We start from the raw sequence: 23,664 nt of genomic DNA on the forward strand, positions 1-23,664 counted from the left end.
AAGGCAGTCCGCTGCATAAATCTACGCAACAGGTTAGAACCCAAGGCCCGATACGGCATGCGGACTGCAGGCAGAGAAAACTGGCCGATTTTCTCTGCACTGGAGGGATAATACAAGGCCTGATAAGCGAAGCGCATCAGGCATTTTTGCTTCTGTCATCGGTTTCAGGCTAAATGAATCTGCCTTTTTCCGAAATCATTAATACAGTTTTTTCGCGCAGTCCAGCCAGTCGCCTTTGAACGGACGCTTCATGTTTTCGATAGCGTCGATGATGTCGTGGTGAACCAACTGTTCGTTCTGGATACCTACGCAACGACCGCCGTAACCTGCCAGCAGCAGATCGATAGCGTAAGCGCCCATACGGGAAGCCAGAATACGGTCGTAAGGCACCGGAGAACCACCGCGCTGGATGTGGCCCAGCACAGTTGCGCGGGTTTCACGACCGGTTTCTTTCTCGATGAAATGCGCCAGTTCGTCAACATCACACATATGTTCGGTAATCGCCACGATCGCGTGTTTTTTACCTTTCGCGATACCCGCTTTGATTTCGTTTACCAGGTCTTCACGGCTGAATTCAACTTCCGGAACCACAACGAATTCACAGCCACCGGCAATGGCCGCAGCCAGGGTCAGATCGCCACAATAACGGCCCATCACTTCCACCACGGAAATACGCTGGTGAGAAGAAGAGGTGTCACGCAGACGGTCGATCGCTTCTACAACGGTGCTCAGCGCAGTGAAGAAACCGATAGTGTAGTCAGTGCCTTTGATGTCGTTGTCGATAGTGCCCGGCAGACCGATGCACGGGAAGCCCATTTCGGTCAGACGCATTGCACCCATGTAGGAACCGTCACCGCCGATAACCACCAGCGCGTCGATACCACGTTTTTTCAGGTTTTCGATAGCCACGGCGCGGATGTTCTCGTCGCGGAATTCCGGGAAACGCGCAGAACCGAGGAACGTACCACCACGGTTGATCATGTCAGAAACGCTGTAACGGTCTAGCTGTACCATACGGTCTTCATACAGACCCAGATAGCCGTCATAAATGCCCATTACTTCCAGACCTTCTGTCAGCGCAGAACGAACAACCCCGCGAATTGCGGCGTTCATGCCTGGCGCATCACCGCCGCTTGTCAACACACCGATTTTCTTAATCATGACTACCTCTGAACTTTGGAATGCAAAATAAAATCTGTTGCCGGAAGTCTTCTTGCACATCGAAGTGATCCAACGAATGTGCAAATAGTATAACAATCACTTCCTGCTGAATTGATTCAGGTCAGGCCAAATGGCGGTATTTTATACACAAAATGCGGGTCTGGCTCTCTTTTATACTGATTATGAAAGCATAGACCGTTTACCCTCCCTGGGTACGACGGAACAGGGGTCCTGATGGATAATTACATCCGATCCCGGAAAACGCCGTAAAATAGCCTGCTCTACCTGATCCGCCACCATATGTGCCTGAACCAAAGGCAGAGAGTCTTCCATTTCCAAATGAATCTGAATAAAGCGGGTCGGCCCTGACTGCCGCGTGCGAAGATCGTGAGCGCCGCTAACACCCGGCCAGGAAGTCACGATATCAATAATTTCTTGCCGTTCCTCATCAGGCAATGCGCGATCCAGTAATGACTGTACCGCCTCATATCCCATGCGTAACGCGCTATATAAAATATAGATGCCGATTCCCAATGCAAACAGAGCATCGGCGCGATGCCAGCCGTACCAGGACAACCCCAGCGCCAGCAGAATTGCGCCGTTCATCATAACATCAGACTGGTAATGTAGCATATCAGCCCGCACCGCCTGGCTTTGCGTCCGCCGCACCACCCAACGCTGAAACGAGACAAGGATAATCGTACAAATTAGCGCCACAATTGTCACGATAACCCCGACGCCTGGATCTGTCATCGGTGTTGGAGATATCAGATGTTGAATACCCGTCAAAAACAGGAATAGTGCCGAACCGGAGATAAACATACTTTGCGCCAGCGCCGCGAGGGACTCTGCTTTACCGTGACCAAACGAGTGATTATCGTCGGCAGGTTGCAGGGAATATCGCACCACCAGTAAATTCGTCAACGACGCGCCGATATCCACCAGCGAATCCACCAGCGCGGCGAGAATACTCACCGACCCGGTATACCACCATGCAAAAATTTTAATCAGCAATAGCAACGAAGCCATCGCCGTCGCAGCAATCGCCGCCCGACTGACCAGCCGTCCATAAGATTGATTCATAAATACTCCCGCTATCAACTGACGCTAGTATAACGGAAGCAAATCATCTGCAATGCATTAAGCAGCAGGCAAATTGAGGATAAAAAAAACCCCCACATCATGTGGGGGAAGACAGGGATGGTGTCACAAAAATGCACCTAACCTGATGATATAAATGGATTTATATCAAACGCTGTCCACATAGCGTCCACATCGACTACTGAAAGCCCCTAAGCACATGGGGCTTTATTTTTCCTCTTTTTGGAGGTATGAATTTTACTCAACCAAATGTTTATTAGGGATTTTCTATGGCAACTCTTAAATCAGTGATGGCAATAGCCACCTTAATAATTTCACTCAACGCAAACGCGAGTGATATTAAAACCCTTCAAAAGCAGCTTAAACCATGGCAACCCCTAGAAATCACGAATAAAAACAACTCGCTTACGGTGGTGCTTCCTGGCAAAGAAATCTCTCCTGACGCCTACAACAACCTGATTATGACGGGTGTATGCACACCAGTCTGGACAAAAGACACGCCTGTTTCATATCTCAAAAAAATCAAAGAAATAAGCATAGTTAATCAATATAAATCCATCGGTTATGTTTTTTCCGAACCATTAAAAACATGCAATGAAATAGGTTCGTTGACGCCTAAACAGGGGCAAGTGTTACTTTCATCCCAAACACGTCTTTACACAGGGAAATAAGCTCCTAAACAAAGTTGAAAGCCCCTCGACTGAGGGGCTTCTGTTTGTAATTACATCCACATAATTTGCTGCCCTGACGGCAACGGGTGCGGCCTTACGGCGTGGACTTCTCCCGGCTTCACAATGTATCGCTGTACCGACTCATAGGTGATGAACGTGGCGCTGCAATTCACGTTCTGACACTGGTGATAACGCTCTTTTGTCGTGTCAGTGATATAGCGACTTGTACGCGCATGTGCGGCATGCTGGCATAAAGGACAATGAAACATCGCGAGCACCTCTTCCGGTTTTGTTGATGGTGCCATTTTAGTTAATTTATCCTTATAAAACAAACAGATAAAACAAAAACATCACTCATCATCTTCTGTTTCGTACTCCACATCAGAAAGCCTGACCTCAAGCTCCAAGGACGTCGTGAAGCCGCTATTATTCAGAAAATGTGTCACCTTAGTGATTGTCCAGTCCTGCTCGTCTATGACGCGCTTAAAGCCTGACACTCTGACCGGCGTTTCCGTGTAAATATCTGCCCGACCAGTAGCCAGACTGATGGAGAACTCCGCAACGCCCCGTTGCAGCTTATCCCACTTCGCCTGAGCGGCGCGCATGGCCTGCGCTTTCGTGGCATATACCGTGGTCAGGGCAAAAACGTTGTCAGCCTCACCGGCCATGTATTCACCTTCGCGCGCTTCCGGTACTTTTGGCGCTTTCTTCTGCGTGACTGGTTTCGCTTTCGGGTGCTCCAGTGCGCGCAGGTGTTTCTCTTTCTTTTTGCGTTTCAGTTTTACCTTCTGCTTTTGTGACTTCGGGTCTTTGGTGTGTAACCACTTTGCCGTTACGCCGGTATAGGCTCCACGGTCAGCAATCGCAAAATGATGACGGTCGCCGTCGCTGCGGGTGATGGTAATCTGCGGGATTTTTTTACCGCTGGCCGTCACCCCCAGCCCCGCTTTGAGAAACAGCAGTTTTCCCATTTTTACCGACACCTCACCGCCGTTGCGTTCTGCAAGACGGGTCAGAAATTTCGCATCAGACTCCTGCGACTGGTCGATGTGCGGGATTTTAATTCCGGCCAGTGACGGAGCGACACTGGCTTCCAGCCTGTTACGGGAGGCTATCGCCTCAACAATCGCACCGAGCGTGGTGTCATGCCATGAGCCTTCCCGGCGGGAATTGAGCGTCCCGCGAAAATCTGCACTCCGGGCACGGATGGTGACCACATCCGGCGCGCCCCGGTGTTCAACCTCATCAACGGTAAATTTCCCTTTGCATACCAGGGCAAAACCTTTCCAGCCGATATACACCGTCAGGACAGCGCCACGAACCGGCAGCCCGACCTGCCCGTCGGCATCGTTCAGTTCAATATCAAGCTGGTCAGCCTCAAAGCCCCGGTTATCCGTCAGGGTCATGCTCATCAGACGGTCGCTGATATTGCCGGTAATATCCCTGCTGTCGAGCATCAGCATGTAATCCGGCGTCAGCGTACTGCCTGCATCAAATGTCAGCGTATCCAGCATTATCCCGCCCCCGTCATACCCGTGAATCTGGTCTCCATACTGCCAGCCTTACCGATGAGCGACTCCGCCTGTTTACCGATATCGCCATAAAGCGCGGCCAGTGATTCATCAACGCGGGTGAGCGACAGCGTAAAATCAATTTTCCGGGGTGTGCCGTCTGCAAAGAAAATACTCCCTGTTTCACTCACCCTGCTGATGACATACATGCCGTAAATCATGCCGGTGCCATCCAGCAACGGCCACGCCCGGCCTTCCTCAGCCATCAGTCTGAGCGTGGTCATCGTCAGCTTGCCGCCGGTCAGTTCGGGATAAAGCACACCGGCAAGCGTCATGTTTTCCTCGCCAACACCGAGAAACTGGTAGGCATCCCGTTTACCGATACGGGAATTTGACGGCCAGCGATAATCTGATTCACGCTGCATGGTCTGGTGTGGCAGCGTCTGGCGCATAAAAACAAACATACCTAACGCGAGCATCATTTTTCGTCACCTCCTTAACCGTCATGCATCATGCTGGCACGGGCGCGCGCACGTTTATCCCGCTCGTATTTTTCGAGCGCATCCTGTAACTGGCGGTCAAGCTGTGTTCCCGGCGCAGTACCACCCGTCAGGTTAATGTGATATTCGTTTTTACTCTGGTCCACATAAGAGCGGCCAGCCGGTGCCGTAACCGGCTGATAAGCCTGATACCCCGCATAAGAGCTGGTCGCCGGAATATAACCACCGGTGCCATACGTGGCGGCATGAGTTCTGGCTGCGGTCTGGTCAAGTGTGTCTGACTCTTTGTTGATAACACCGAGTTTTTCCAGTACCCAGTCAATACCACTGCGCAGTTTGTTGAACGCATTAAGCGGCAGCATCAACGCGTCAGCCAGTGCCTGCCCGAACATGACGCCCGTATCACGGCAACGGTTCAGGGTGTCCCGGGTGGCTTTGACCGGGGCAATCAGGTTTTTAAACCACTGCCACGCGGCCTGTAACTTTTCGCCCAGCCAGTCAAACACCGGCTTAAGTGGCGTGAACAGTTCCCCCACCGGCGCAAATGCCGCTTTCAGCCCTTCCACCACACCGCCAAAGAATGCGCTGACAGGCTCCCAGTATTTACGAATAAGCAACGCCCCGGCGACAATGGCGGCCACCACGGCAACAACCGGCCAGCTAATCGCCCCGATGGCCGTCATAACAGCACTGCCAACCGTCGTGAAGATTGCACCCATTGCGCCTGCTGCCGCGATGATGGCATTGATGCCGGTGATAACCGGCCAGGCTACGAGGCCAATGGCACCGATGACGCCAGTCAGCGCCAGTGCGCCACCGACAATGAGGCCGATGGTTGACGCCAGTGATTTGTTTTTCTGGATCCAGCCGTCGAGTTTTAACACATACTTTGTGGCCGTCTGTGTGAGCTTACGCAGTGCGCCTTCCTGCTGGTCAAACAGGTCAGTCCCCACCGCCTCATAAGCGGACTGAAACTCCTTAAAGTCGCCTCCGAGGTTATCCTGCATGATTTTAACCAGCTCTTCCGTTTTACCGTCTGAGGCTTTAAACGCAGCGGTCAGTTTGTCCAGCTTTCCGGTTGAGGCGGCAGTCATCAGCACGGCGGCGGCTGAACTGGCCTCCTCCCCGAAAATGGTTTTCATGTATTCAGCCTGCTGGGCAGTACCGAGCCGGTTTTTCTCAAAACTGGCCTGCATTTCTTTCAGAATGGTAAATATTGGCCGGGTGTTTCCTTTGCTGTCTGAGGTTTTCACTCCAAGCTCTTTGAGTGCATCCCATGCTTTTCCCGTCGGTGCCTGCAGGCGGCTTAACACGGCACGGCTTCCCGTCCCCGCCATTGAACCGGTAATTTTTGCATCATGCAGTGCCCCGACCATTGCGGCGGTTTCTTCAATGCTGACACCGGCATTTTTTGCCACAGGTGCGGCATAGGTCAGCGCATCGCTCATGCCGTCAAAATCGGCGGCGGTTTTGTTCATCGTCATGGAGAGAACATCCCCGATATGAGCGACCTTATCGTTTGAAAGCTGAAAGGCGGATTTCATCCCCATCAACAGGGCGGCGTTTTCCTCCATCGTGCGACGGTTCGCCAGCGCCATATTCAGCGTGACCGGCGTTGCCGCCTGAATGGCATCAACATCCCCACCGGCTTTTGCAATGATAATCTGCGCACCGGCTGCATCATCCGCCGAGGCGGCGGTGTTGTCGCCGAGCTGGCGCGCCTGTTTGCGGAGCGCGGCCATTTCGGCGGAGTCTTTTGCCACTCCGAGCACAGCCTGTAATTCTGAGTTTTTCTGCGCAAACTCATAACCGGGTATCAGCAGCTTAACTCCGGCCATCGTTCCCGCCGCCGCAATCCCCACACCGGCAGCGCCCACTGAGGCCATATTTCCGGCCAGTTCCTTGCCGGCCTGATAACGCTGTTTGACTGCGTTAAGTTTTGCCTGTTGCGCACTGACACGCGCCAGCGCGTCACGCTGCCGGTTAAGCTGGGCAGTGGTTTCACTGATACGGTTTTTCAGCCCCTGCTCATCATGTGCAAGATTGCGGGTATTAATTCCCACAGCGGCCAGTTCCCGCTGCTGGCGTTTAACGGAATCCGTCAGGCGGTTATATTTCGCCTGTAAGTCCTCCGCCGCTCGCTTTGCTGATTCCAGCACTTTCGCCTGAGCACGGGTCGGACGTTCGGTGTTTTTAAACTGTGTGGCAAGGGCTTCGGCTTCCTGCCGAGCCTTTTCAAGTGCATGACCAGTCACGGCGAGCTGTGCACTGGTATTGCGAAATCCCTCAATACGGGATGCCTGACCGTTCAGCTCGCGCAGTGATTTTTGTGTTTCCCGGATATCCCCCGACAGCGACTTGCTCGCTGTACGGATGGATTTAAACGGGCGGGATGCCTGGTCAACAGCCCTGAGCAATACCTGTAATTTTACATTGTTACTCATTCGTGTTTCCGCTTCGCCGGAGCGCCTTTTCGCGCCATGTGATGAGTTCGGTCAGGCTCATGGGATACAGTTCTGATGGCGGCCAGTGAAATATCACTGCCACATCCGCCATCAGGTCATCGACCGAGAGATTTTTCGGGAACGTCACTGCACCGAGTTCGGCGACAAAAAACCGACCACCTTACCGGCCAGCGCCACAAGGTCAGGCAGTTCCAGTGCGGCGACTTCCTGCTCGGTCAGCATCGGTGCCGTCATGCGCGGCAGCACCTTAATCAGTGCATCGACTTCGGAGTTCGCGACCGCAGCCAGACTGACACCGCGCAGCGTCCCGGCATTGGGTTTCATCAGCGTGACCTGTTCGATGACCTGCTCACCACGCTTGACCGGATTGTCCAGGGTAATCACATTTTCTTTGTTCATGGTTTTCTCACTTCTGAATCAGGGTTAACCGGTCAGCCTGGCTGACCGGATGAAAATCACAGGCCGATATTACGGCGGTGTTGCTCCAGCCGGTCGACGCCGTTCACCTTCTCAATCATGTTGATGGTGTCGATTTCGACCAGCTCCTTACCGTCCATCGTCAGCCGGAAATAGGTGCAGACCACGGAGATTTTCGACTCGGTGTCTTCTCCCTGTTTACCCTCGCCGGTGTCGATTTCTTTCTGACGGCCACGCATGACCACTTCGACGGCCACCGTTTCGCCGGTATCGTCACGCTGGTAAGAGCCTGCAAAACGAATCGGCACAGCATCCACACCGGTTGCGGCGTAAAGCTCCCAGATAACCGAATCCGGGAAGCCCCCGAGCGACCACTCCATTGACAGCGCATCGTCATCAAGGCCGAGGTCTACCGGTGCGCTGCCGTTCATTCCCGCACCGCGATAGTTTTCGAGCTTACGGGTCAGTTTTGGCAGCGTGACGGACTTTGCAACGCCCTGATAGCTGTAGCCGTTCAGAAAGACGTTCATTAACTTGAGTTTGCGCGGCATTGCCATCGGTCAGGCTCCTTAATTGCTGTTAACCGAGGTGACCAGATTTGCCAGGTATTTATCGGTAATACGCTGGCGCAGGGTCAGGTTTTCGAGAGGAGGCACCGGTGTATAGTCGTAATCGATATACAGTTTTCCGGCCTTGAGGGTTTCCGCATCGTTGGATTCTTCGCTGAACCAGCATGTGCCATCCACGATATAGCCGTTTGTTTTCAGCTCTCGGAATTTGGCATTGATGCCATCAACGATGTCGCGAATCAGCGTTGCGGTGATGGGCTTGTCCACCGCCCACATGTGCGCCTCAGCCATCGTGTCGGCCAGCACCTGCGCGGTGCGGGTGTAGTTTTCAAAGAGGAACAGCGGGTCATCAGAGCAGGTACGGTTACCCCAGAAGCGGAAACCGTCGCGGCGAATCAGCGTAGTGACGCCTGACTCGTTAAGCAGGTCAGCATCGGTACCGGACTCCTGCAAATCCCAGAATACAGATGCGCTGATGCCGGTAACACCGTTCACCCCGACATTGGACAGCGTTTTATGCCAGCCCTGCTCCTGGTCGATTTTGGCACGCAGCCCCAGTGCACGGGCGGTGGCATACGCGGTGGCGGTGGTACTGGTGACCGTATCCCATGCGAGGAAATCCGGCCAGATGACCATCAGCTCACGCTGGCTGAAATTCTGGCGGTAGGCTTTCACCTCGGAAATAGTCTTACAGCCCCACGCGCTGATATATCCGAAAGCGCGCAGCTTCTGACAGACGGATGCCAGTGCAACAGCCACCTCTTTGGTGTCCAGTCCCGGCACACCGAGAATACGCGGTTTAACACCGGTTACCGACTCCGCCGCCAGCAGGGCTTTCAGTCCGGTGTACTGACCGTTTTCGTCGGTGGTGCCAATGATATTGGAAACGGTCTGCGCGAGTTTCGTTTCTTCGTCGTCGCCGGTTCCGTCTTCCACGCGCACGACAACGGTGACCGGTTTTGACTGGTCAGCGATGGCCTGCAACGATGCCGCCAGCGTGCCTTTTTTACCGGCCTTTGCAATCGCGCTCTGCACATTGGTGATCAGCACCGGTTTATTGACGGGGAAGGTTTCCGCATCCGCATCGCTGGCCGTGCAGACCATGCCAACAATGGCGGTGGATACGGTGGAAATGACGCGGGTGCCGTCGTTAATCTCCAGCACCTGCACGCCGTGATGATAGTCACTCATCCGTTTAACTCCGTGGTTAATGGGTGAGTGTTATTTTCAGTTGTGCCGGAGATGTCAGGCTATTTGTCCCGGTTGGCTAAGGGATGACACAATTTATTCTTTGCCGCTGATGAGGGGAATTTTTTATAGAGCGTGGACAGGCCAATATCAAGAATCAGCGCCACGCGTTGACGTGATTCACCCGCAGCCAGCAACCGTCCTGCCTGTTCCCACTCACTCGCGGTGAGCTTCGGACGTCTGCCACCAATACGCCCTTTGGCTCTGGCCGCTTCCAGTCCGGCGCGTGTCCGCTCGACAATGAGTTCTCGCTCCATTTCAGCCAGGGCACCCATCACATGAAAGAAAAAACGCCCCATCGGCGTGCTGGTATCAATAGCATCTGTCAGGCTGCGAAAATTAACGCCGCGTTCGCGCAGCTCCTCAACCAGAATGACCAGATGCCGCATACTACGCCCCAGCCTGTCCAGCTTCCAGACTACCAGCGTGTCTCCTGCCGATAGTGTCCTGAGCAGTTTTTTCAGCCCCGGTCTGTCGGACTTAGTGCCGCTGATTTTATCCTCAAAAATCCGCTCACATCCCGCGCAGTTCAGCGCACTACGTTGCAAATCGGTGTTCTGGTCATTTGTTGACACGCGTACATAGCCAATAAGCATGATCAACCCCCTGAATAAAAACCGGGGATGATGCCAGTTAGCCATTATCTCTGCATTTTCATAAACGTTGGTTTGGGAGAAGGTGCTCCAGCTATTGGCGTTCCGTTCTTCTGGCCGTCCGCCGCAATGCCAGATACCGTAATCGACAGCTGGTCCAGTATGGTGTTTTTGAAGTTCAACGGCGCGAAATTCTCTGCCACTGATTATCCTGTGCTGGCGAAAGTATTTCCTTCGCTGGTATTACCTGAAGCCCGCGGTGATTTCATTCGTATCTGGGATGACGGGCGAGGTGCAGACGGTGGTCGCGAATTATTAAGCTGGCAGGCAGCTACAAACTTTTCTCAGTTTGCCGGGAATATAGGCGAAGGTGCGGGACACGCAATTAACTTTCATGATGGCATCGCCGGAAATCAGCCAGGATTTTCACGATTTAATTTCACCAGTAACTCTGTGGGTGATGGTGTGAATTTTGTTGCTGTCAGACCGCGAAATATTGCATTTAACTTTCTGGTGAGGGCTAAATAATGAAACCTGTTTTTGATGAAAATGGGCTGGCTACAGTGCCGGGCGATATGCGTTGTTTTTATTATGATGCTGAAACATCTGAGTATACGGGCTGGTCTGATGAATATATTAATACTGGCGTAAGTATGCCCGCCTGTTCCACTGGTATTGACCCGGGCGAATACATTCCGGGGAAAGTGGCAGTATTTACGGGTAAGGGATGGAGCCATGAAGAAGACCACCGCAATGAGACTGTTTACTCAATCGAAAATGGCGCAGCTGTTACAGTGGATTATATCGGTGCCATCAAAGACGGTTATGTCACGCTTTCACCGTTAACGCCATACGATAAATGGGATGGTGAGAAATGGGTGACAGATACTGAGGCACAGCATAGTGCCGCAGTAGACGCAGCAGAAGCACAGCGCCAGTCGCTGATTGATGCTGCAATGGCTTCCATCAGTCTGATTCAACTGAAATTACAGGCCGGACGGAAGCTGACGCAGGCAGAAACAACCCGACTTAACGCCGTGCTGGATTACATTGACGCGGTGACGGTAACAGATACCAGCACCGCGCCGGATGTCATCTGGCCTGAGCTGCCGGAGGCGTAGGCCATTCAATATCGGGTGCTGTTGACGTATCAACACGCATCAGCAGCACACGGTATTTCTTCCATTGGGTGAGAGTTGAAGTTTCTTCATCAGTTGCGATACCAGCATCAACAGCATCCTGACGCCAGGATATTTCACTGTCAGCTTTTGCACGAAATGTGGCTTTCATGTTTTCTGCATCTGATATTTTCTGTTCTGGTGAAAGCGGCGGCTCATCAACCCATGCAAGGGTCCCTGAAACCATTCCCAGCATTTTTCCTGTTGGCTTATTTCCCCCATTAAATCTGACAGCATCCTCATCGCTGATTTCAATACCATCCTGCGGCCATGTCCCCTCCTTGATATAACTTTCATATAGCGCTGCGTTGTAGATTGCATTTTCGGACGGGCTGTAAACACTTTTAACTTTATTCATTCTGTTATCTCCCTTTCGCTATATAGCAAAGATTAAACCCACCGACGCCTGACATACGGGCTGTAAAACCCGTTCTTGAAGTACCAGTTGAGTTAACTCCATAAGCAGGCATGGTTGCTGGAGAAAGCAGAGACTCCTGGATATCTGCCATTGTCAGTGTAATTGATTCGACCCGCGCGGGGAAAGGTAGCGGGAAAACAACATTCGTCCCTGTCTGTCCAACGGGGAAACCGAAAATACCCCATTGTGTAATTACCCCATCCGGCCCCTTACTCCATCCAGATTTAGTATTCGGCCAGTCTGCTGCTCCAGAGTGCCCCGTTGTAAAACTACTCATATCTGGTACTTGCCCGGTATCCGTTCCGACGTTCCTCGTTGCCGCTTCTCCCAAACCAAGGTATGCGAGAAGACCGGCAACATCCTTTCCACTCAAATGAGTCAGCGTCTCATCCAGTGGCTGCTTACCTGACAGCGCATTGTTAATGGTGGTACTGAATTTCGGGTCATTGTTAATGGCTGCGGCAATTTCTTTCAGTGTGTCCAGCGTGTCAGGGGCACCGTTAATCAGAGCGGTAATAGCGGCCTGTACAAACTCAGTGGTCGCAATCCGCGTGGTGTTATTTCCTGCGGCAGGCGTCGGCGCTTTTGGTTCTCCGGTAAATGTCGGATTATGTTTCTGCGCATACTGGGTATGAGGATCCTGTGCGGCAATGTGGTTTCTCATCTGGTCATCCACATACAGCTTTAATTCCAGGACTTCATCATCCACGTATTTACGGGTCGCCAGTACCACCGACGGATCGATTTTCAGCGTGATAGCTTCGGTATTCGTGACAACCAGAATCATGCGGATAGTCTGGGTACGACCACTGCCTTCCTGTAACTGCGGTTTGTACGTTTCCGGGCAGTTCGCCACCGCAATGAGTACGCCTTCATCATCATAAAGCCCAATCTCACGGATCCAGAATCCGCCCTCGTTCTCAGGGATGATTTGCTCCGCAATAATCTGGCTCTGGTTGTTCGGGTCAACACTCAGAAGATTCAGCGGCGCGATGCGTTTCTGGTTAATAAGTTTTGTCTGTGCCGGGTCTGGTGTCGGCAAGACACCATTTGCATCACCAACGGCCATTTGCGTCAGATTCAGCTTACTGCCGAGCATCGTCGCGTTAGCCAGCCGTGCCGCGCCCTGATTAGTCAGAATGGCGTAGTATTTCACTGTCATGCGTTTACTCTCAGGTTATCAATTAAATGAATGGCCGAGGCCGGGAAATAATCCCCTCCGACAATAATGGCCTCCGGGGTGTAGGGATAAACCGTCAGGGCGTCACCGTGATAGCATCCCGCACCGGCAAAAATGTTGCCGGTTGTACTTAAACTGATAGCCAGTCCCGTCAGATGGCGGCTTGCCGGTTTTGCATCAGCAACGAGGCGCTCCAGCTCCTGATACATTTCCTCGGTAATACCCTGCTCAAGCACGCCAACAACGATACGGAACGTCCCCGGCTCCTCGTTGAGTTGCCACCACTCCCTCACCTCAATCAGATAGCCGAGCGGCTCCACCACACGCCGGATTGCGCCTATAGTGCCCTTATGGCAGTGAATGAAATACGCATCGCGGATAACAGCGCGTTTTGTCGCTTCCGGCCACTTATCATCCCAGCGGTCAACCGAAAATGACCACGCCAGCCACGGCAGCAGATTTGCCGGGCAGGTGTCCGGGTTCCACAGCTCACGAATACTGACCGGTGTTTTTTCAATTTCCGCACAGGCTTTTGCGGCGGCAACTTCAAGCGGTGATGAGCCGGTCGGCAGCAGTCGCGAATCACTCATCCGAGCCTCCGGTCACGACGCGGTATTCGGTACAGAAAGACGCCTGCGTACTGTTGAGCACGATGTCGGCCAGTGGTGCGGCCAGCTCGACACGCTGCACGCCTTCCACATGCAAAGCGGCATAAATGGCAGACAGACGGATGTCGCGCCCAAGCCGGTGCTGTGCCGTGATATACGCTTCCAGTTTTTTCACGGCAGCAGCGCGGATGGGTTCGCTTTCGGGACCAGGGTAAAGGTAAAGCGTGGCGTTTATCTGATATTCAACAATGGCGGCAGACTGCACGGTCACGCGGTCAGCCACCGGCCTGACGTCCTCGCCATTAAGAGCGTTACGCACCACAGCCAGCAGGTCTTCGGATGCGACACCGTTATTTTCGCGGGACAGCACGGAGATAGTGACACAGGCCGGAGACGGACTGGTGACAGAGATATCCGCGACACGCCCGTCGGCACTGCGACCATGATACTGATAGGCTCCCACCGACCCGGCAACGCTTAAACCTTCAAACGCCTGCTGAATACGCAGACGATAATCGGTGTCAGATTCCATCACTGCCGGTGTCGGCGGGATGGTCGAATCATCTGCCGGGGTGATAATCAGGCGTGTGGTGTTGTAATTGGCACCAATCACATCAAGGTCATTACCGGCTGCACAGGCCAGCATCACCGCCCGTGCGGCCTCATTCACACGCTGACGCCAGATAAGCTCACGATAAGCATTTTCCTCCAGCAGTTTGACGAGAGGTTCGGATTCCAGCGTCAGGGTACGGGCGACCGCCTCCTGCTGGTCTTCCGGGTACTCGACCGCCGTGACATTCTGGATTACGTCGAATGCATCAGTAACGGCAGATGGTATGAGCCGCCGGTCAGCTTTACCGGTCTGGCAAAAAGTCTGCGTGCTGCCGTGCATCACAGCTCACCGATTTACGTCAAACGTAATATTCTGGCCTCAACGTTTATCCCGCACCCGTGGCTTTCTCAGCAGGATTTCAGCCGCTTTGTGCTGGATTTTCTGGTGTTCGGTAATGCGTTTCTGGAAAAGCGTTACAGCACCACCGGTAAGGTCATCAGACTGGAAACCTCACCGGCAAAATATACCCGCCGTGGCGTGGAGGAGGATGTTTACTGGTGGGTGCCGTCCTTCAACGAGCCGACAGCCTTCGCGCCCGGCTCCGTGTTTCACCTGCTGGAGCCGGATATTAATCAGGAGCTGTACGGCCTGCCGGAATATCTCAGCGCCCTTAACTCTGCCTGGCTGAATGAGTCGGCCACGCTGTTCCGCCGCAAGTATTACGAAAACGGCGCACATGCCGGATACATCATGTACGTCACCGATGCCGTGCAGGATCGCAACGATATCGAAATGCTTCGCGAAAACATGGTTAAGTCGAAAGGCCGCAATAACTTTAAAAATCTGTTTCTCTATGCCCCGCAGGGGAAAGCCGACGGCATTAAAATTATCCCGCTCAGTGAAGTGGCGACGAAGGACGATTTTTTTAATATCAAAAAAGCCAGTGCCGCAGACCTGCTGGACGCGCACCGCATCCCCTTTCAGTTGATGGGCGGCAAGCCGGAGAACGTCGGGTCACTGGGTGATATTGAGAAAGTGGCAAAGGTCTTTGTCCGCAATGAGCTTATCCCGTTACAGGACAGGATCCGCGAGATAAACGGCTGGCTCGGTCAGGAGGTCATCCGCTTTAAAAACTACTCACTGGACACTGACAACGGCTGAACATCGCCGCCTGCGGGCGGCTTTTTTACACCCCGCCATCACGCCCTCACACGCTCATCACCGCACAAAACACCCCGCAGACACACCAACGCCCCGGCGCACAATCTAAACGCCATCACGACGCGCTCAGACGCTGAAAAAATAAAATCAGCACCACCGCCAGCGCGCAGTGCTTTCCCCGCCTCGCCCGCCCGCTTTGCGGGGCGGTTTTAATGCAGTTGCACTGACACGCTCAGGCCGTGCCGGGAATGGAGCGGTCTGCAGAAAATGAGGCAGGAAAACGCATGCAAAGCCATGCACCTTATCGATGCATGGCTTTTTTCAGTAAAAACAGGCGGATTTTCGGGGAATTTTACACAGACTGACGTGATGCCAGTTGCGCACTTTTACGCGAAAAAATCATGTTCTGCGCAGGGGTGAATTTTTCACGGCTGTCATCCACCGAAGCCGCGTCAGGCCTGAATCCGATGGTCGTTAAAATGTCGCTATCCTGTGCGGAATAATTAATTTTTTCCCCCTTCGCAAGCCAGGACAGAAGGGCTTCACGCAGGGCATCTGTGGCACGCTGTATGGCACAGTTTCGGGCAATGGCCGTCAGCTCACTGTAGCCCATCAGCTCCGGTGCCCGGACATTGTCTGGAATCCGTACCGCCGTAAATTCAGTATCCTTGTGCGTATCCTCGCCGACGGGCGCACCACAGACATCCCGCTGGGGCGTTTTCTGCGGGAATTTACCTGTGACCGTCCTGACCTGTTCAAACGCAGCCCCGTAATCAGAAGTGGTCTGCATCGCATAGCGCTCGTGTATTGAAAAGCCTCGAAGATAATCTCTTTGCTGCTATCGGTAAGCGGAACATTGCTGATCTGAAGACTCGGGATCTGCTTGTCCCCATCAAAGCGGTGGAGTCGTCTGGGCGTCTCGAAGTCGCTGCTCGTTTGCAGCAGCATACTACCGCGATTATACGCTTTGCTGTACAGAGTGGATTAATCGACTACAACCCCGCTCAAGAGATTGCTGGTGCGGTAGCTACGGCGAAAAGACAGCATCGTGCTGCTCTGGAACTTAACCGCATTACCTTGCTTGCTCACATAGTCGGAGCGTAAACCCTGTTTAAGCAATTGGCTGACGCTATGCAAAAACTGGTTAATAAAAATCTCAAGCAAAGGCATACGCTGAGCCTGAAGAGTGGCTTGCTGGGTTTGAATATGTCGGAACCCAGGCAGATGGCTTAGCATCGTCAGCAATGTTTGACGTGCATTAGCCGCTGTGAGGTTTTTACCAACCTTGGGCAGTATCTCAAGCTGGAAACCGTGAGGTGTTGAAAGCATCCCTGCGTAGTTTTGAACCTGAAGCAATTTGAAGCCTGAGCGAGAGGTGAGTTTGAGGAACTGGCTCCCTTGATTACTTGCCAGGCTAAGCGCTTCTAAATAATTAAAGACCTGTGGAGGCACCGGTTTTGCGCCAACTGAAGCCGCTTTTCCACTCCCCAAGAGGTCATATTCAAAAACGGAGATAACTTCACCCATGATTTACTGCCTGCTCATCAAGGGGAGTCTGTTGGGGCTGATAAATTGAACGATAAGCCTGTGGAATATTCCAGATCTCTTGATCGAAATCTTTGAGCTCATAAGCTGTTGATTGCTGATCATGGCGTCGTAAACCATGGTTGTTACCAAAAAGCGTATCGAGATCGTCGGTTTTCTCAATCACGAATTGCAGGTTGTCGTCTTGCTTTTGATTGTCTGCCAGCACCAACCGGATCTTGTTCCAGTCATCGAAAAAGTATTCCTGTAAAAGCGGAATGATCTTTTTCTGGAATGCGATCTTCAATTGTTTAAACGCAGCTTCTTCATCACCGGCATCGAGTGCATTTTTTACCGGCATAAAGAACGCATGCCCCAGCGTATGTTCACGATCGTAAAGAGCCTCGATGCGGCTATTGAGTTTCTCTAACAACGACTCGAGCTCTATGCCTTTCACCTTAGCTTCACTCAGTAAAGAGAGATCAGGCATCATTTCGACAAAGTCAAAGCGACGGCGCAAAGCCGTGTCCATCAGAGCTAAAGAACGGTCCGCTGTATTCATGGCTCCGATGATATCGACATTGCCGGGTACGCTGAAGTGATCACCGCTATAAGCCAGTTGCAGGCTCATCGCATTGGGCATGCCTGCACGCTTGTCTACTTCAATGAGTGAGATTAGTTCACCAAAGATCTTGGATATGTTACCGCGATTGATCTCATCAATGAAAATGGCGTAGCGATGTCCTGGATCGGCATTCGCACGTTGGCAAAGGCGCATAAAGATACCCGGCTCAATGGGATAAGAGATATTGCCACTCTCGTCAGAGCGAGCGCGTATACCTTCAATAAATTCTTCATAGCCGTAAGATTGGTGGAACGTAACCACCGCAAAACGCTGGATGGCTTCGGCAGATTTAGGGCCACGTTTAAGTTCGGCGTAGAGCTCTACCAAATCCTCCACTTGCTCGAGCTGTGAATCAACTAGAAACCATTCGCTGTTATCTGTTTTGTTAAATACGGCAGGCTCACGCCGATTCTTATAATCAACGGTTAACGACTCGGGAACTGTATAGGATTGCAAAGCTGCCCAGGCAGTATTCGATAGATTGCCATTACGACCGTTTAATAATGCCTTACGTTGAAACCACATATGTTCAATAATTTGGCGAACTTTCGCTCGTTTCCCAAGATCGAGCAGCACCAGCGTTATAACCTGCATCCAGTTCAACGATTCAAGGCGAGAATCCAGCCAGGCATCACGATCAGCGGGAACAGCATGAGAAGTGTACTCTTTCATTTTTTGCTGCAACCTGAAGGTCTTGCCAGTGCCAGGGGGGCCAAAGAAGATCACGTTAGTTGGTGAATGTAGGATGATCTTGTTCTCGATGGGCTCACTGCGGGTTATGGATGTAGTGCTAGCTACTTTCTCCTGCTTTTGTTCATTATCGCGTTCACGGAGCAATTCATAGAGATGCCAGATGGCCATATTCACATAATAAGGATCTGTATCAGGAGATTGGGCGTGTATGGCTTGTTTCAATTCATAGTTTTTCTGTAACCAATTTCCGGTCAGTACCAAACCGAGATGGAAGTGCTGATTTAAGAATTCTGCTGCTTTATTAAAAGCATTCTCATCCACAGTACTGGTGTAGTTTGCTGGCGAGAACGCGGCAAAGACGCGATTTCTCAAACTCCAATACATACGCTTGAGAAGTCCGTTTTCTTTAGCTTATTGAAGTGCATTGCCAACATATTGGTAAGTTTCTTCATCCGGCTGTTGCCGAATTCGTTCAGTTAGTTCTCTAAGCAGTGGCAGGCTTTGCTGATATTCTGCTAAGGATGGAACGCCCTGGCGAATACTTGCAATGCCGTTGTCACGCTCATACCAAAGCTGTTTGACCAGACCATCTGTTGCAGGCTCAGCAAAAGTTGAGGTTTGCTGTAGCAAAGTCGTAAATGCACGGTATCGCTGATACCATCTGGAAGCTGTGTAATTTTTATCTTTCGCCAGGGCATCAATCAATTCACTAATCGTTAGCCTACCTGCTTCGACACTATCTACAAGAGTCATCGTGACTTTTCCTCTGTTGTGACATTACTTATTTTTTAATTAATATGAGGTATTCTAACTATATTGAGTTAATCGTTGTGACAAGTGCCTGTTATATATACAACTATCTGTTAACTCAGCTCTAATTTAAATACAATGTAAGGTTGTAGGGTGAATGCTGTTATCAACCTCACCCCCTAAAAACCTCTTTCCGATGCCACTCCACAAACCCCTCATAAGGGTAATTTCTACGCACCTGCGGCAACGCAATAGTTTTCCCGTCAAAATCCCAGAATAATCTCTCAACGATCCCTCCGCCGTTTACCGCATCTGATACCAGTACCCGCATATTTTCGTCCAGGCCAATCGATCCTTTATCAAAGGCTTTATGGTGAATTGCGCAAAGCGCCAGGCCATTAGGAATTTCACAAGGACCTCCTTGCTGTTTCCATTTTATATGCGCCGCTTCCAACGCTACGGTGGTGTCGTCGTGGCGCATATTAAAGCCACATATCGCGCACTGGTAGTTATAAGCGCGTAATACATTTTTGCGAAATAAAGGGTCGCGCTGTTTACGGATTTGCTGGAGATCAAAACCCAGCTCGTCAGCAATTTCTTCCTGAATACTCTCGGTGAAGTGCGCTTCGAGTATCTGTTGCGCCAGAGTATTGATGAGTTTTTTATTGCCGGTTACCAGGGCGTAGTGCTGTTCATCGAAACCGCCTGCAACGTGGTATTCGTTCAGTTCCTTCACTGGCGGTTGTCGGCTGCTCCCTGCTGTTGAGCAAAGCTCGGCATTGTGTAATTGCCAGAATCCGTCGCCTTGTAATCGCCAGAACGGCATATCAGGTCGGTACTGTGAACGCTGTGGCCCAAAACGTTCCAGTAAACTGTGCAGAGGTTCGTAGATTTCCGATCCATAATCGAAAAGGCGTGGATGTCCATTCAGGTATCCCGCTAATACGTATAGCAATAACAATGGCTTATGCGGCGCGCGCTGTTCACCCTTGTGCCAGATTTTTATATTGGCAATTGCCTGCTGTAGCGATTTACTGGAAGCCATTGATATCCCTGGCAGTGAAATAATTGCGATCATGCTCGCAAATTTTCGGCTGTTCAAGCCTGCAAGTGAAGATATATTACTTTGATCTCATTTGTTTTTTTGCTGCCTGTGTACCCTAATTGCCATGCGATGCTGCACCGACGCTAACCACCGTTTACGCCGGAGGAGTTAAAAGCGTTGATGGATGCGAATAAATCAAATTAATGAACGCTCACTTTTCGCCCCAAAACTGCAAAATTGCTTCTACAAACCTGTCAGAAATAATCCCCCGACGGGCTGCCGCGCTGAAATGACTGCTTCGCAGTGCCGTCGTCCAGTTCTCCGGTGACCGGTACGCTGAACCGTAATATCCCGTGCTTAAATCGTCCGGGTCTTCATCAGGCGCGTTCGTCAGTCCTCTTTCACCTTGTTGCTGGAAGTCGACGAAAATAATATTGGCTAAAACATTATTTTGATAATTGCCATAAATAACTTCATACGCATGAGGGAAATTTTCTTTCCAGTACCAGGTGGTATCGCCGCAAAACCACGGCGCGTCAGTAATATTATTAAGCTGAGAATGGTATTGTTTTAGATCCCTACGAAAGGCTTCAATCATATGATTAAAGTGTTGAGGGTGTGACGCGTAGTCACTGGTCATTAAGTCAAATTCGCCTTGCATCCAGCATACGCCGAGGAATTTGTTCTGCGGATTTTTTGCCAGTGCGGCTCGCGTTCTGCTGACTAAATCCTGGTACAGCGGAGTATCCGTTCCCCAACGACAAGCATCATGGCTGGCTCCGTGCCGTTCTGAATATGTCCCTTCGCTGCCCGCGGTAAAAGCCGATCCGCCACGGCAACATGGAACGATGAGAACCCCTGCATTATCAGGAATAAAGGGTAGTAATTTCCGTGCAATATGCAGTGCCTGGCCAACGGTGCCGTACTGTGTTTGATGATTCGTTGCCAGAGGATGGTGATAACCCTGCATATCCTGAACATCGTGTGGGCAGTGAGTCAGTGGAATAATGTCGTTAAAGTGACATGACGGGCCTCCGGGATGCGTATGCGCAAATCTCGCTAATTGTTTAATTCTGGGATGAGGCGCATCTTCCCTGTCCGGTAATGGCAGTCCTTCGCCATACGCCATGGCATTAGACTGACCAGCAACGGTAAGAACATAGTAATAATCGGGCGATATTATTGCGTTCATATAAATTTCGCGTAATTGAAATGACAAATTGATAGCAGGGCCCCTTTACCGGGGCCCTGAAGCGTTAATTTTGTACTGTGACTTTATTATCCTTCACAGAGATCAAAACTGAATCCGTCACCGCTTTGCCGCCTGCAGTTTCACCGCCAATAATCAATAGACTATTATTCCAGGGCAATGATACTCCGTAGGCCCGACCTTGCGATAATTCACCCGATTTATCCCATTTCCCGTTATGCCAAAGATGAATATCAGTGCTATATGATTTTTTTAGGCCTTCATGCGCATAGTTCTTACCGTTCTGGTAATTTTCTCGTGAACCTTTGAATCCGGCCCCTCCGGCAAATATAAGAGAATCATTGCTTATCCCCGCAAAACCGCCAGCGACGCCATCTGGTGATGAGACGGGAGCAAGCTTATTCCATTTTAAATTATTACCGGTGAAATCAAGTTCAAATACGGCATCCGTTCGCAATCCTGGTTTGGCTTCGCCATTAATAAGCCAGGTTTTATCACCTTTATTCACAAGCGCCGCACCAGCCGTTCCGTACCAGGGAGATTCGCCAGCGTAACTCCATTGCTGTGTTGAGGGATCAAAAGACAACAGAAACTTATTGAAGAAATAATCTTCTGCTTTTTTGTCAAAATAATGGGCATTGATCTTGTCTATAGTTGCTGAATCTTTTCCAGCCTCGTTGAGATCTTCAAAATAGCCATTGAAGATATTCTGGTTAACACCGCCAGTAACATAAGCCTTGCCGTTGTGTACAAAAGTCACATGACCCGCCATGCCCATCGGTGCATGCGACATCAATTTAACCCAACTATTGGTTTTGGGGTTGTATTTGTGTACGTCATTAAATACCTGAGTCAAGCCCTTGCTATTTTTGCCAATGCCGCCAAACACATACAGATTGCCATCAATAAATGCCGAGGTTGCTTGATCTCTTGGTCCACCAGGGAATGCAGCTAACGCTGTCCATTTTTTATCTTTGGCCTGTGTATCCAGCTTGTACCATGCCGTACCTGCGCTACCTAAACCAATGTAGACAGTGTCGTTATCAATTGCTCCGGTACCACTTTTAAATGGCACAGGAGTTTCAGGTAATACAGACGCGTTTGCGGCAAATGAAGCCATCATGATAGCAAGCGCCGTTATTGTTTTATTCATTGTGACTGTCTCCTGTCTACTACAGTTTAAATGACACACCAATGCGATAACTGTTTTCCGATAAATTATCTCTGCCGTTGTAAACACCCTGACGGTCCAGGTAGTCATATTCTATGTATGGCGTAATATCGGGCGTCATATGGTATTGTAGAACAAATGCATTTTCCGTCGCCCATTTCTTATGGTTTGCATAGCGATAATCGTTCTGTTTGCTGTATAGCGTCGTTTGCCATGCGAAGGTGAAATCACTATTAATATGGTAAGTGACATATCCATCCCAACGATGAACGTTATCACGAGACATATCACCGGATAAGTCTTGTTGTCGGTAAGCTTTCCAGTCGTAACGATAGCGAATGCCAAAATTAAGATCTTTTGTCGCGTCCCAGGACAGTTTTACGTAGGGTCCGTAGCGTGTGCCGTTGCTGCTAAAATGCGTTAACATTCCCGGGCGCACCGTCCATTGATCATCAAGTTTAATCGCGTAATTAACTTCAACCTGAACATCATTGAGTGCGGCATTTTCCTTTTTATTATCATGAATGGTATTCCAGGTATTACTTTCCATGCTTGCCCACCATCCATTTTGCCATCCCTCACTGACTTTGAGTCGAGTCTCATAGGCGTGGCTTCCACTACGATATCCACCACGTACGTCCAGTGTCGCAGCCTGAGAAATTAATGGGGACGAAAAGCACAGTAATAATACGCCAGAAAGTATTTTAGCCTTTTTCATAAATTTCACTCATTTGTAGGATACAGAAAGCAATACAAAGCCCGCATAAACAATTAGCATTTATGTTGTGTAATATTTTTTGCCAGGCTTATAGTGTCTTTGGCAACCGGTAGCTGTATTTTATATTTTTTTGTATAATGTCTCCTGTGAAAAATCTCTTTTCACATTATTTAAATAAACAGAGATCCAGATTAAATACCTGAGTATAAAATCTCTTCTGATGTTTAATTGATTTGAATGTTCGTAAGCTATATCACTTACTCAATCCATTTTACCCAGAGTCATAAAATAGAATGTCTGTTGATCTCATTTTCATATTCCTTTCAGACTGAAGTGCGTTTTCATCACCCGATGAGAAAGAACTGAAGTGATGTTTGCCATAGATTGCGAGATGCCCTGTCTCATTGACTATCTTGGTGCACCTTTATACCTGTTATACCAGATCAAAAATCACGCAATCCATACAACAAAACCAGATTTGCAATTCGTGTCACAAAATATGTCGATATTTTTCTAAGAAGAAGATGCCATGTGAAGCCAGACGAACACTTGCGGAGGCCTTCACAAACCAAAGATTGTTGTTTAATTATCTGT

21 protein-coding genes and 8 pseudogenes are annotated in these 23,664 nt (G+C 50.5%); 7 read left to right on the top strand and 22 right to left on the bottom strand.

Features of this window, described 5'->3' with window-relative positions; all coding sequences use genetic code 11:
* Positions 1-198 precede the first annotated feature (198 nt).
* Both pfkA and fieF read right to left on the bottom strand, forming a co-directional pair.
* A complete protein-coding gene (pfkA, locus tag E0D98_RS10875) occupies positions 199-1,161 on the bottom strand; it encodes a 6-phosphofructokinase (protein WP_000591795.1) in 963 nt (320 codons plus the stop codon).
* Positions 1,162-1,341: 180 nt separating this feature from the next.
* A complete protein-coding gene (gene fieF / locus E0D98_RS10880) occupies positions 1,342-2,244 on the bottom strand; it encodes a CDF family cation-efflux transporter FieF (RefSeq protein ID WP_001076742.1) in 903 nt (300 codons plus the stop codon).
* Between the two features lie 287 nt (positions 2,245-2,531).
* Between fieF and E0D98_RS10885 the strand changes: the two genes are divergently transcribed.
* Positions 2,532-2,933 (top strand): hypothetical protein, encoded by a 402-nt coding sequence (locus E0D98_RS10885; RefSeq protein ID WP_050877229.1) that lies wholly within the window; start codon positions 2,532-2,534, stop codon positions 2,931-2,933.
* 50 nt (positions 2,934-2,983) lie between these two features.
* Here the strand turns inward: E0D98_RS10885 and ogrK are convergent, their stop codons facing one another.
* The 9 genes from ogrK to E0D98_RS10930 form a co-directional block, all read right to left on the bottom strand.
* Complete coding sequence (ogrK, locus tag E0D98_RS10890) at positions 2,984-3,202, bottom strand: prophage transcriptional regulator OgrK (RefSeq protein WP_000468308.1); 219 nt, start codon at positions 3,200-3,202, stop codon at positions 2,984-2,986.
* An 81-nt stretch (positions 3,203-3,283) separates the two neighbouring features.
* Positions 3,284-4,447, bottom strand: coding sequence for a phage late control D family protein (locus tag E0D98_RS10895; protein WP_050877228.1), 1,164 nt, complete (start codon positions 4,445-4,447; stop codon positions 3,284-3,286).
* Positions 4,447-4,926 (bottom strand): phage tail protein, encoded by a 480-nt coding sequence (locus E0D98_RS10900; RefSeq protein WP_050877227.1) that lies wholly within the window; start codon positions 4,924-4,926, stop codon positions 4,447-4,449. Before E0D98_RS10900 ends, E0D98_RS10895 begins: the two co-directional genes overlap by 1 nt.
* A 14-nt stretch (positions 4,927-4,940) precedes the next feature.
* Positions 4,941-7,388: a phage tail tape measure protein gene (locus E0D98_RS10905; RefSeq protein ID WP_050877226.1), complete on the bottom strand. Its 2,448-nt coding sequence runs from the start codon at positions 7,386-7,388 to the stop codon at positions 4,941-4,943.
* On the bottom strand, positions 7,381-7,536 hold the full coding sequence (locus E0D98_RS10910) for a GpE family phage tail protein (RefSeq protein WP_000143830.1): 156 nt from the start codon (positions 7,534-7,536) through the stop codon (positions 7,381-7,383). The genes E0D98_RS10905 and E0D98_RS10910 overlap by 8 nt, the downstream gene beginning before the upstream one ends.
* Entirely contained in the window at positions 7,533-7,808 is a 276-nt protein-coding gene (locus E0D98_RS10915; protein WP_001031303.1) for a phage tail assembly protein, read from the bottom strand. The genes E0D98_RS10910 and E0D98_RS10915 overlap by 4 nt, the downstream gene beginning before the upstream one ends.
* Positions 7,809-7,864: 56 nt before the next feature.
* A complete protein-coding gene (locus E0D98_RS10920) occupies positions 7,865-8,383 on the bottom strand; it encodes a phage major tail tube protein (protein WP_001251408.1) in 519 nt (172 codons plus the stop codon).
* 12 nt (positions 8,384-8,395) lie between these two features.
* Complete coding sequence (locus tag E0D98_RS10925) at positions 8,396-9,586, bottom strand: phage tail sheath protein (protein WP_050877225.1); 1,191 nt, start codon at positions 9,584-9,586, stop codon at positions 8,396-8,398.
* A gap of 59 nt (positions 9,587-9,645) precedes the next feature.
* Entirely contained in the window at positions 9,646-10,239 is a 594-nt protein-coding gene (locus E0D98_RS10930; RefSeq protein ID WP_050877224.1) for a recombinase family protein, read from the bottom strand.
* Between the two features lie 63 nt (positions 10,240-10,302).
* On the opposite strand from E0D98_RS10930, the pseudogene E0D98_RS10935 reads away from it, so the two are divergent.
* Positions 10,303-10,764: pseudogene (locus tag E0D98_RS10935) on the top strand (phage tail protein); the annotation flags it as partial.
* Positions 10,764-11,357 carry a tail fiber assembly protein gene (locus E0D98_RS10940; protein WP_000805549.1) on the top strand — a complete coding sequence of 198 codons (594 nt, stop codon included), beginning with the start codon at positions 10,764-10,766 and terminating at the stop codon, positions 11,355-11,357. The pseudogene E0D98_RS10935 and the gene E0D98_RS10940, both read left to right, overlap by 1 nt.
* On the opposite strand, the gene E0D98_RS10945 is transcribed toward E0D98_RS10940, so the two are convergent.
* From E0D98_RS10945 to E0D98_RS10960, 4 genes and pseudogenes are all read right to left on the bottom strand, one after another.
* Positions 11,329-11,772, bottom strand: a complete 444-nt coding sequence (locus tag E0D98_RS10945; protein WP_001045291.1) for a tail fiber assembly protein — start codon at positions 11,770-11,772, stop codon at positions 11,329-11,331. The genes E0D98_RS10940 and E0D98_RS10945 overlap by 29 nt on opposite strands.
* Before the next feature lie 4 nt (positions 11,773-11,776).
* On the bottom strand, positions 11,777-12,994 hold the full coding sequence (locus tag E0D98_RS10950) for a phage tail protein (protein WP_050877222.1): 1,218 nt from the start codon (positions 12,992-12,994) through the stop codon (positions 11,777-11,779).
* Positions 12,991-13,602, bottom strand: coding sequence for a phage tail protein I (locus E0D98_RS10955; protein WP_001285340.1), 612 nt, complete (start codon positions 13,600-13,602; stop codon positions 12,991-12,993). The genes E0D98_RS10950 and E0D98_RS10955 overlap by 4 nt, the downstream gene beginning before the upstream one ends.
* Positions 13,595-14,401: pseudogene (locus E0D98_RS10960) on the bottom strand (baseplate assembly protein); the annotation flags it as partial. The pseudogene E0D98_RS10960 and the gene E0D98_RS10955, both read right to left, overlap by 8 nt.
* Here E0D98_RS10960 and E0D98_RS10965 point away from each other — a divergent pair.
* Positions 14,384-15,334, top strand: a complete 951-nt coding sequence (locus E0D98_RS10965) for a phage portal protein (RefSeq protein ID WP_131890632.1) — start codon at positions 14,384-14,386, stop codon at positions 15,332-15,334. The pseudogene E0D98_RS10960 and the gene E0D98_RS10965 overlap by 18 nt on opposite strands.
* Positions 15,335-15,686: 352 nt before the next feature.
* Here E0D98_RS10965 and E0D98_RS28510 read toward each other — a convergent pair.
* Positions 15,687-15,959 (bottom strand): annotated as a pseudogene (locus tag E0D98_RS28510) (phage polarity suppression protein); the annotation flags it as partial.
* Between E0D98_RS28510 and E0D98_RS28515 the strand changes: the two are divergent.
* Positions 15,900-16,106, top strand: a pseudogene (locus E0D98_RS28515) (hypothetical protein); the annotation flags it as partial. The pseudogenes E0D98_RS28510 and E0D98_RS28515 overlap by 60 nt on opposite strands.
* Positions 16,106-16,408: pseudogene (locus E0D98_RS10980) on the top strand (integrase); the annotation flags it as partial. The pseudogenes E0D98_RS28515 and E0D98_RS10980, both read left to right, overlap by 1 nt.
* On the opposite strand, the pseudogene E0D98_RS10985 reads toward E0D98_RS10980, so the two are convergent.
* From E0D98_RS10985 to E0D98_RS10995, 3 genes and pseudogenes are all read right to left on the bottom strand, one after another.
* A pseudogene (locus tag E0D98_RS10985) lies at positions 16,406-16,861 on the bottom strand (restriction endonuclease); the annotation flags it as partial. The pseudogenes E0D98_RS10980 and E0D98_RS10985 sit on opposite strands and share 3 nt — an antisense overlap.
* Positions 16,854-18,929, bottom strand: a pseudogene (locus E0D98_RS10990) (AAA family ATPase). The pseudogenes E0D98_RS10990 and E0D98_RS10985, both read right to left, overlap by 8 nt.
* A 169-nt stretch (positions 18,930-19,098) precedes the next feature.
* On the bottom strand, positions 19,099-19,971 hold the full coding sequence (locus tag E0D98_RS10995; protein WP_000168569.1) for a phosphorothioated DNA-binding restriction endonuclease: 873 nt from the start codon (positions 19,969-19,971) through the stop codon (positions 19,099-19,101).
* A gap of 81 nt (positions 19,972-20,052) precedes the next feature.
* Between E0D98_RS10995 and E0D98_RS28520 the strand changes: the two are divergent.
* A pseudogene (locus E0D98_RS28520) lies at positions 20,053-20,115 on the top strand (HNH endonuclease); the annotation flags it as partial.
* Between the two features lie 67 nt (positions 20,116-20,182).
* Here E0D98_RS28520 and E0D98_RS11000 read toward each other — a convergent pair.
* From E0D98_RS11000 to nanC, 3 genes are all read right to left on the bottom strand, one after another.
* Positions 20,183-21,163 (bottom strand): sialate O-acetylesterase, encoded by a 981-nt coding sequence (locus E0D98_RS11000; protein ID WP_000991444.1) that lies wholly within the window; start codon positions 21,161-21,163, stop codon positions 20,183-20,185.
* A gap of 64 nt (positions 21,164-21,227) precedes the next feature.
* A complete protein-coding gene (gene nanM / locus E0D98_RS11005) occupies positions 21,228-22,334 on the bottom strand; it encodes an N-acetylneuraminate epimerase (RefSeq protein ID WP_001298927.1) in 1,107 nt (368 codons plus the stop codon).
* 19 nt (positions 22,335-22,353) lie between these two features.
* Positions 22,354-23,070, bottom strand: a complete 717-nt coding sequence (gene nanC / locus E0D98_RS11010) for an N-acetylneuraminic acid outer membrane channel NanC (RefSeq protein WP_001295734.1) — start codon at positions 23,068-23,070, stop codon at positions 22,354-22,356.
* Positions 23,071-23,664: the final 594 nt, after the last annotated feature.

The organism is Escherichia sp. KCJ4928 (assembly GCF_004352695.1).
In the GTDB taxonomy this organism is placed as follows: Bacteria; Pseudomonadota; Gammaproteobacteria; order Enterobacterales; family Enterobacteriaceae; genus ECMA0423.

Excerpts from the sequence above, each read along its gene's own strand:
- E0D98_RS10915 (WP_001031303.1), bottom strand. The coding sequence starts at position 7,808 with ATGAACAAAGAAAATGTGATTACCCTGGACAATCCGGTCAAGCGTGGT.
- E0D98_RS11000 (WP_000991444.1), bottom strand. The coding sequence starts at position 21,163 with ATGAACGCAATAATATCGCCCGATTATTACTATGTTCTTACCGTTGCT.
- E0D98_RS10955 (WP_001285340.1), bottom strand. The coding sequence starts at position 13,602 with ATGAGTGATTCGCGACTGCTGCCGACCGGCTCATCACCGCTTGAAGTT.
- E0D98_RS10940 (WP_000805549.1), top strand. The coding sequence starts at position 10,764 with ATGAAACCTGTTTTTGATGAAAATGGGCTGGCTACAGTGCCGGGCGAT.
- nanM (WP_001298927.1), bottom strand. The coding sequence starts at position 22,334 with ATGAATAAAACAATAACGGCGCTTGCTATCATGATGGCTTCATTTGCC.
- E0D98_RS10885 (WP_050877229.1), top strand. The coding sequence starts at position 2,532 with ATGGCAACTCTTAAATCAGTGATGGCAATAGCCACCTTAATAATTTCA.
- E0D98_RS10950 (WP_050877222.1), bottom strand. The coding sequence starts at position 12,994 with ATGACAGTGAAATACTACGCCATTCTGACTAATCAGGGCGCGGCACGG.
- E0D98_RS10925 (WP_050877225.1), bottom strand. The coding sequence starts at position 9,586 with ATGAGTGACTATCATCACGGCGTGCAGGTGCTGGAGATTAACGACGGC.
- E0D98_RS10895 (WP_050877228.1), bottom strand. The coding sequence starts at position 4,447 with ATGCTGGATACGCTGACATTTGATGCAGGCAGTACGCTGACGCCGGAT.
- E0D98_RS10930 (WP_050877224.1), bottom strand. The coding sequence starts at position 10,239 with ATGCTTATTGGCTATGTACGCGTGTCAACAAATGACCAGAACACCGAT.
- E0D98_RS10905 (WP_050877226.1), bottom strand. The coding sequence starts at position 7,388 with ATGAGTAACAATGTAAAATTACAGGTATTGCTCAGGGCTGTTGACCAG.
- ogrK (WP_000468308.1), bottom strand. The coding sequence starts at position 3,202 with ATGTTTCATTGTCCTTTATGCCAGCATGCCGCACATGCGCGTACAAGT.
- pfkA (WP_000591795.1), bottom strand. The coding sequence starts at position 1,161 with ATGATTAAGAAAATCGGTGTGTTGACAAGCGGCGGTGATGCGCCAGGC.
- E0D98_RS10900 (WP_050877227.1), bottom strand. The coding sequence starts at position 4,926 with ATGATGCTCGCGTTAGGTATGTTTGTTTTTATGCGCCAGACGCTGCCA.
- E0D98_RS10945 (WP_001045291.1), bottom strand. The coding sequence starts at position 11,772 with ATGAATAAAGTTAAAAGTGTTTACAGCCCGTCCGAAAATGCAATCTAC.
- fieF (WP_001076742.1), bottom strand. The coding sequence starts at position 2,244 with ATGAATCAATCTTATGGACGGCTGGTCAGTCGGGCGGCGATTGCTGCG.
- nanC (WP_001295734.1), bottom strand. The coding sequence starts at position 23,070 with ATGAAAAAGGCTAAAATACTTTCTGGCGTATTATTACTGTGCTTTTCG.
- E0D98_RS10995 (WP_000168569.1), bottom strand. The coding sequence starts at position 19,971 with ATGGCTTCCAGTAAATCGCTACAGCAGGCAATTGCCAATATAAAAATC.
- E0D98_RS10920 (WP_001251408.1), bottom strand. The coding sequence starts at position 8,383 with ATGGCAATGCCGCGCAAACTCAAGTTAATGAACGTCTTTCTGAACGGC.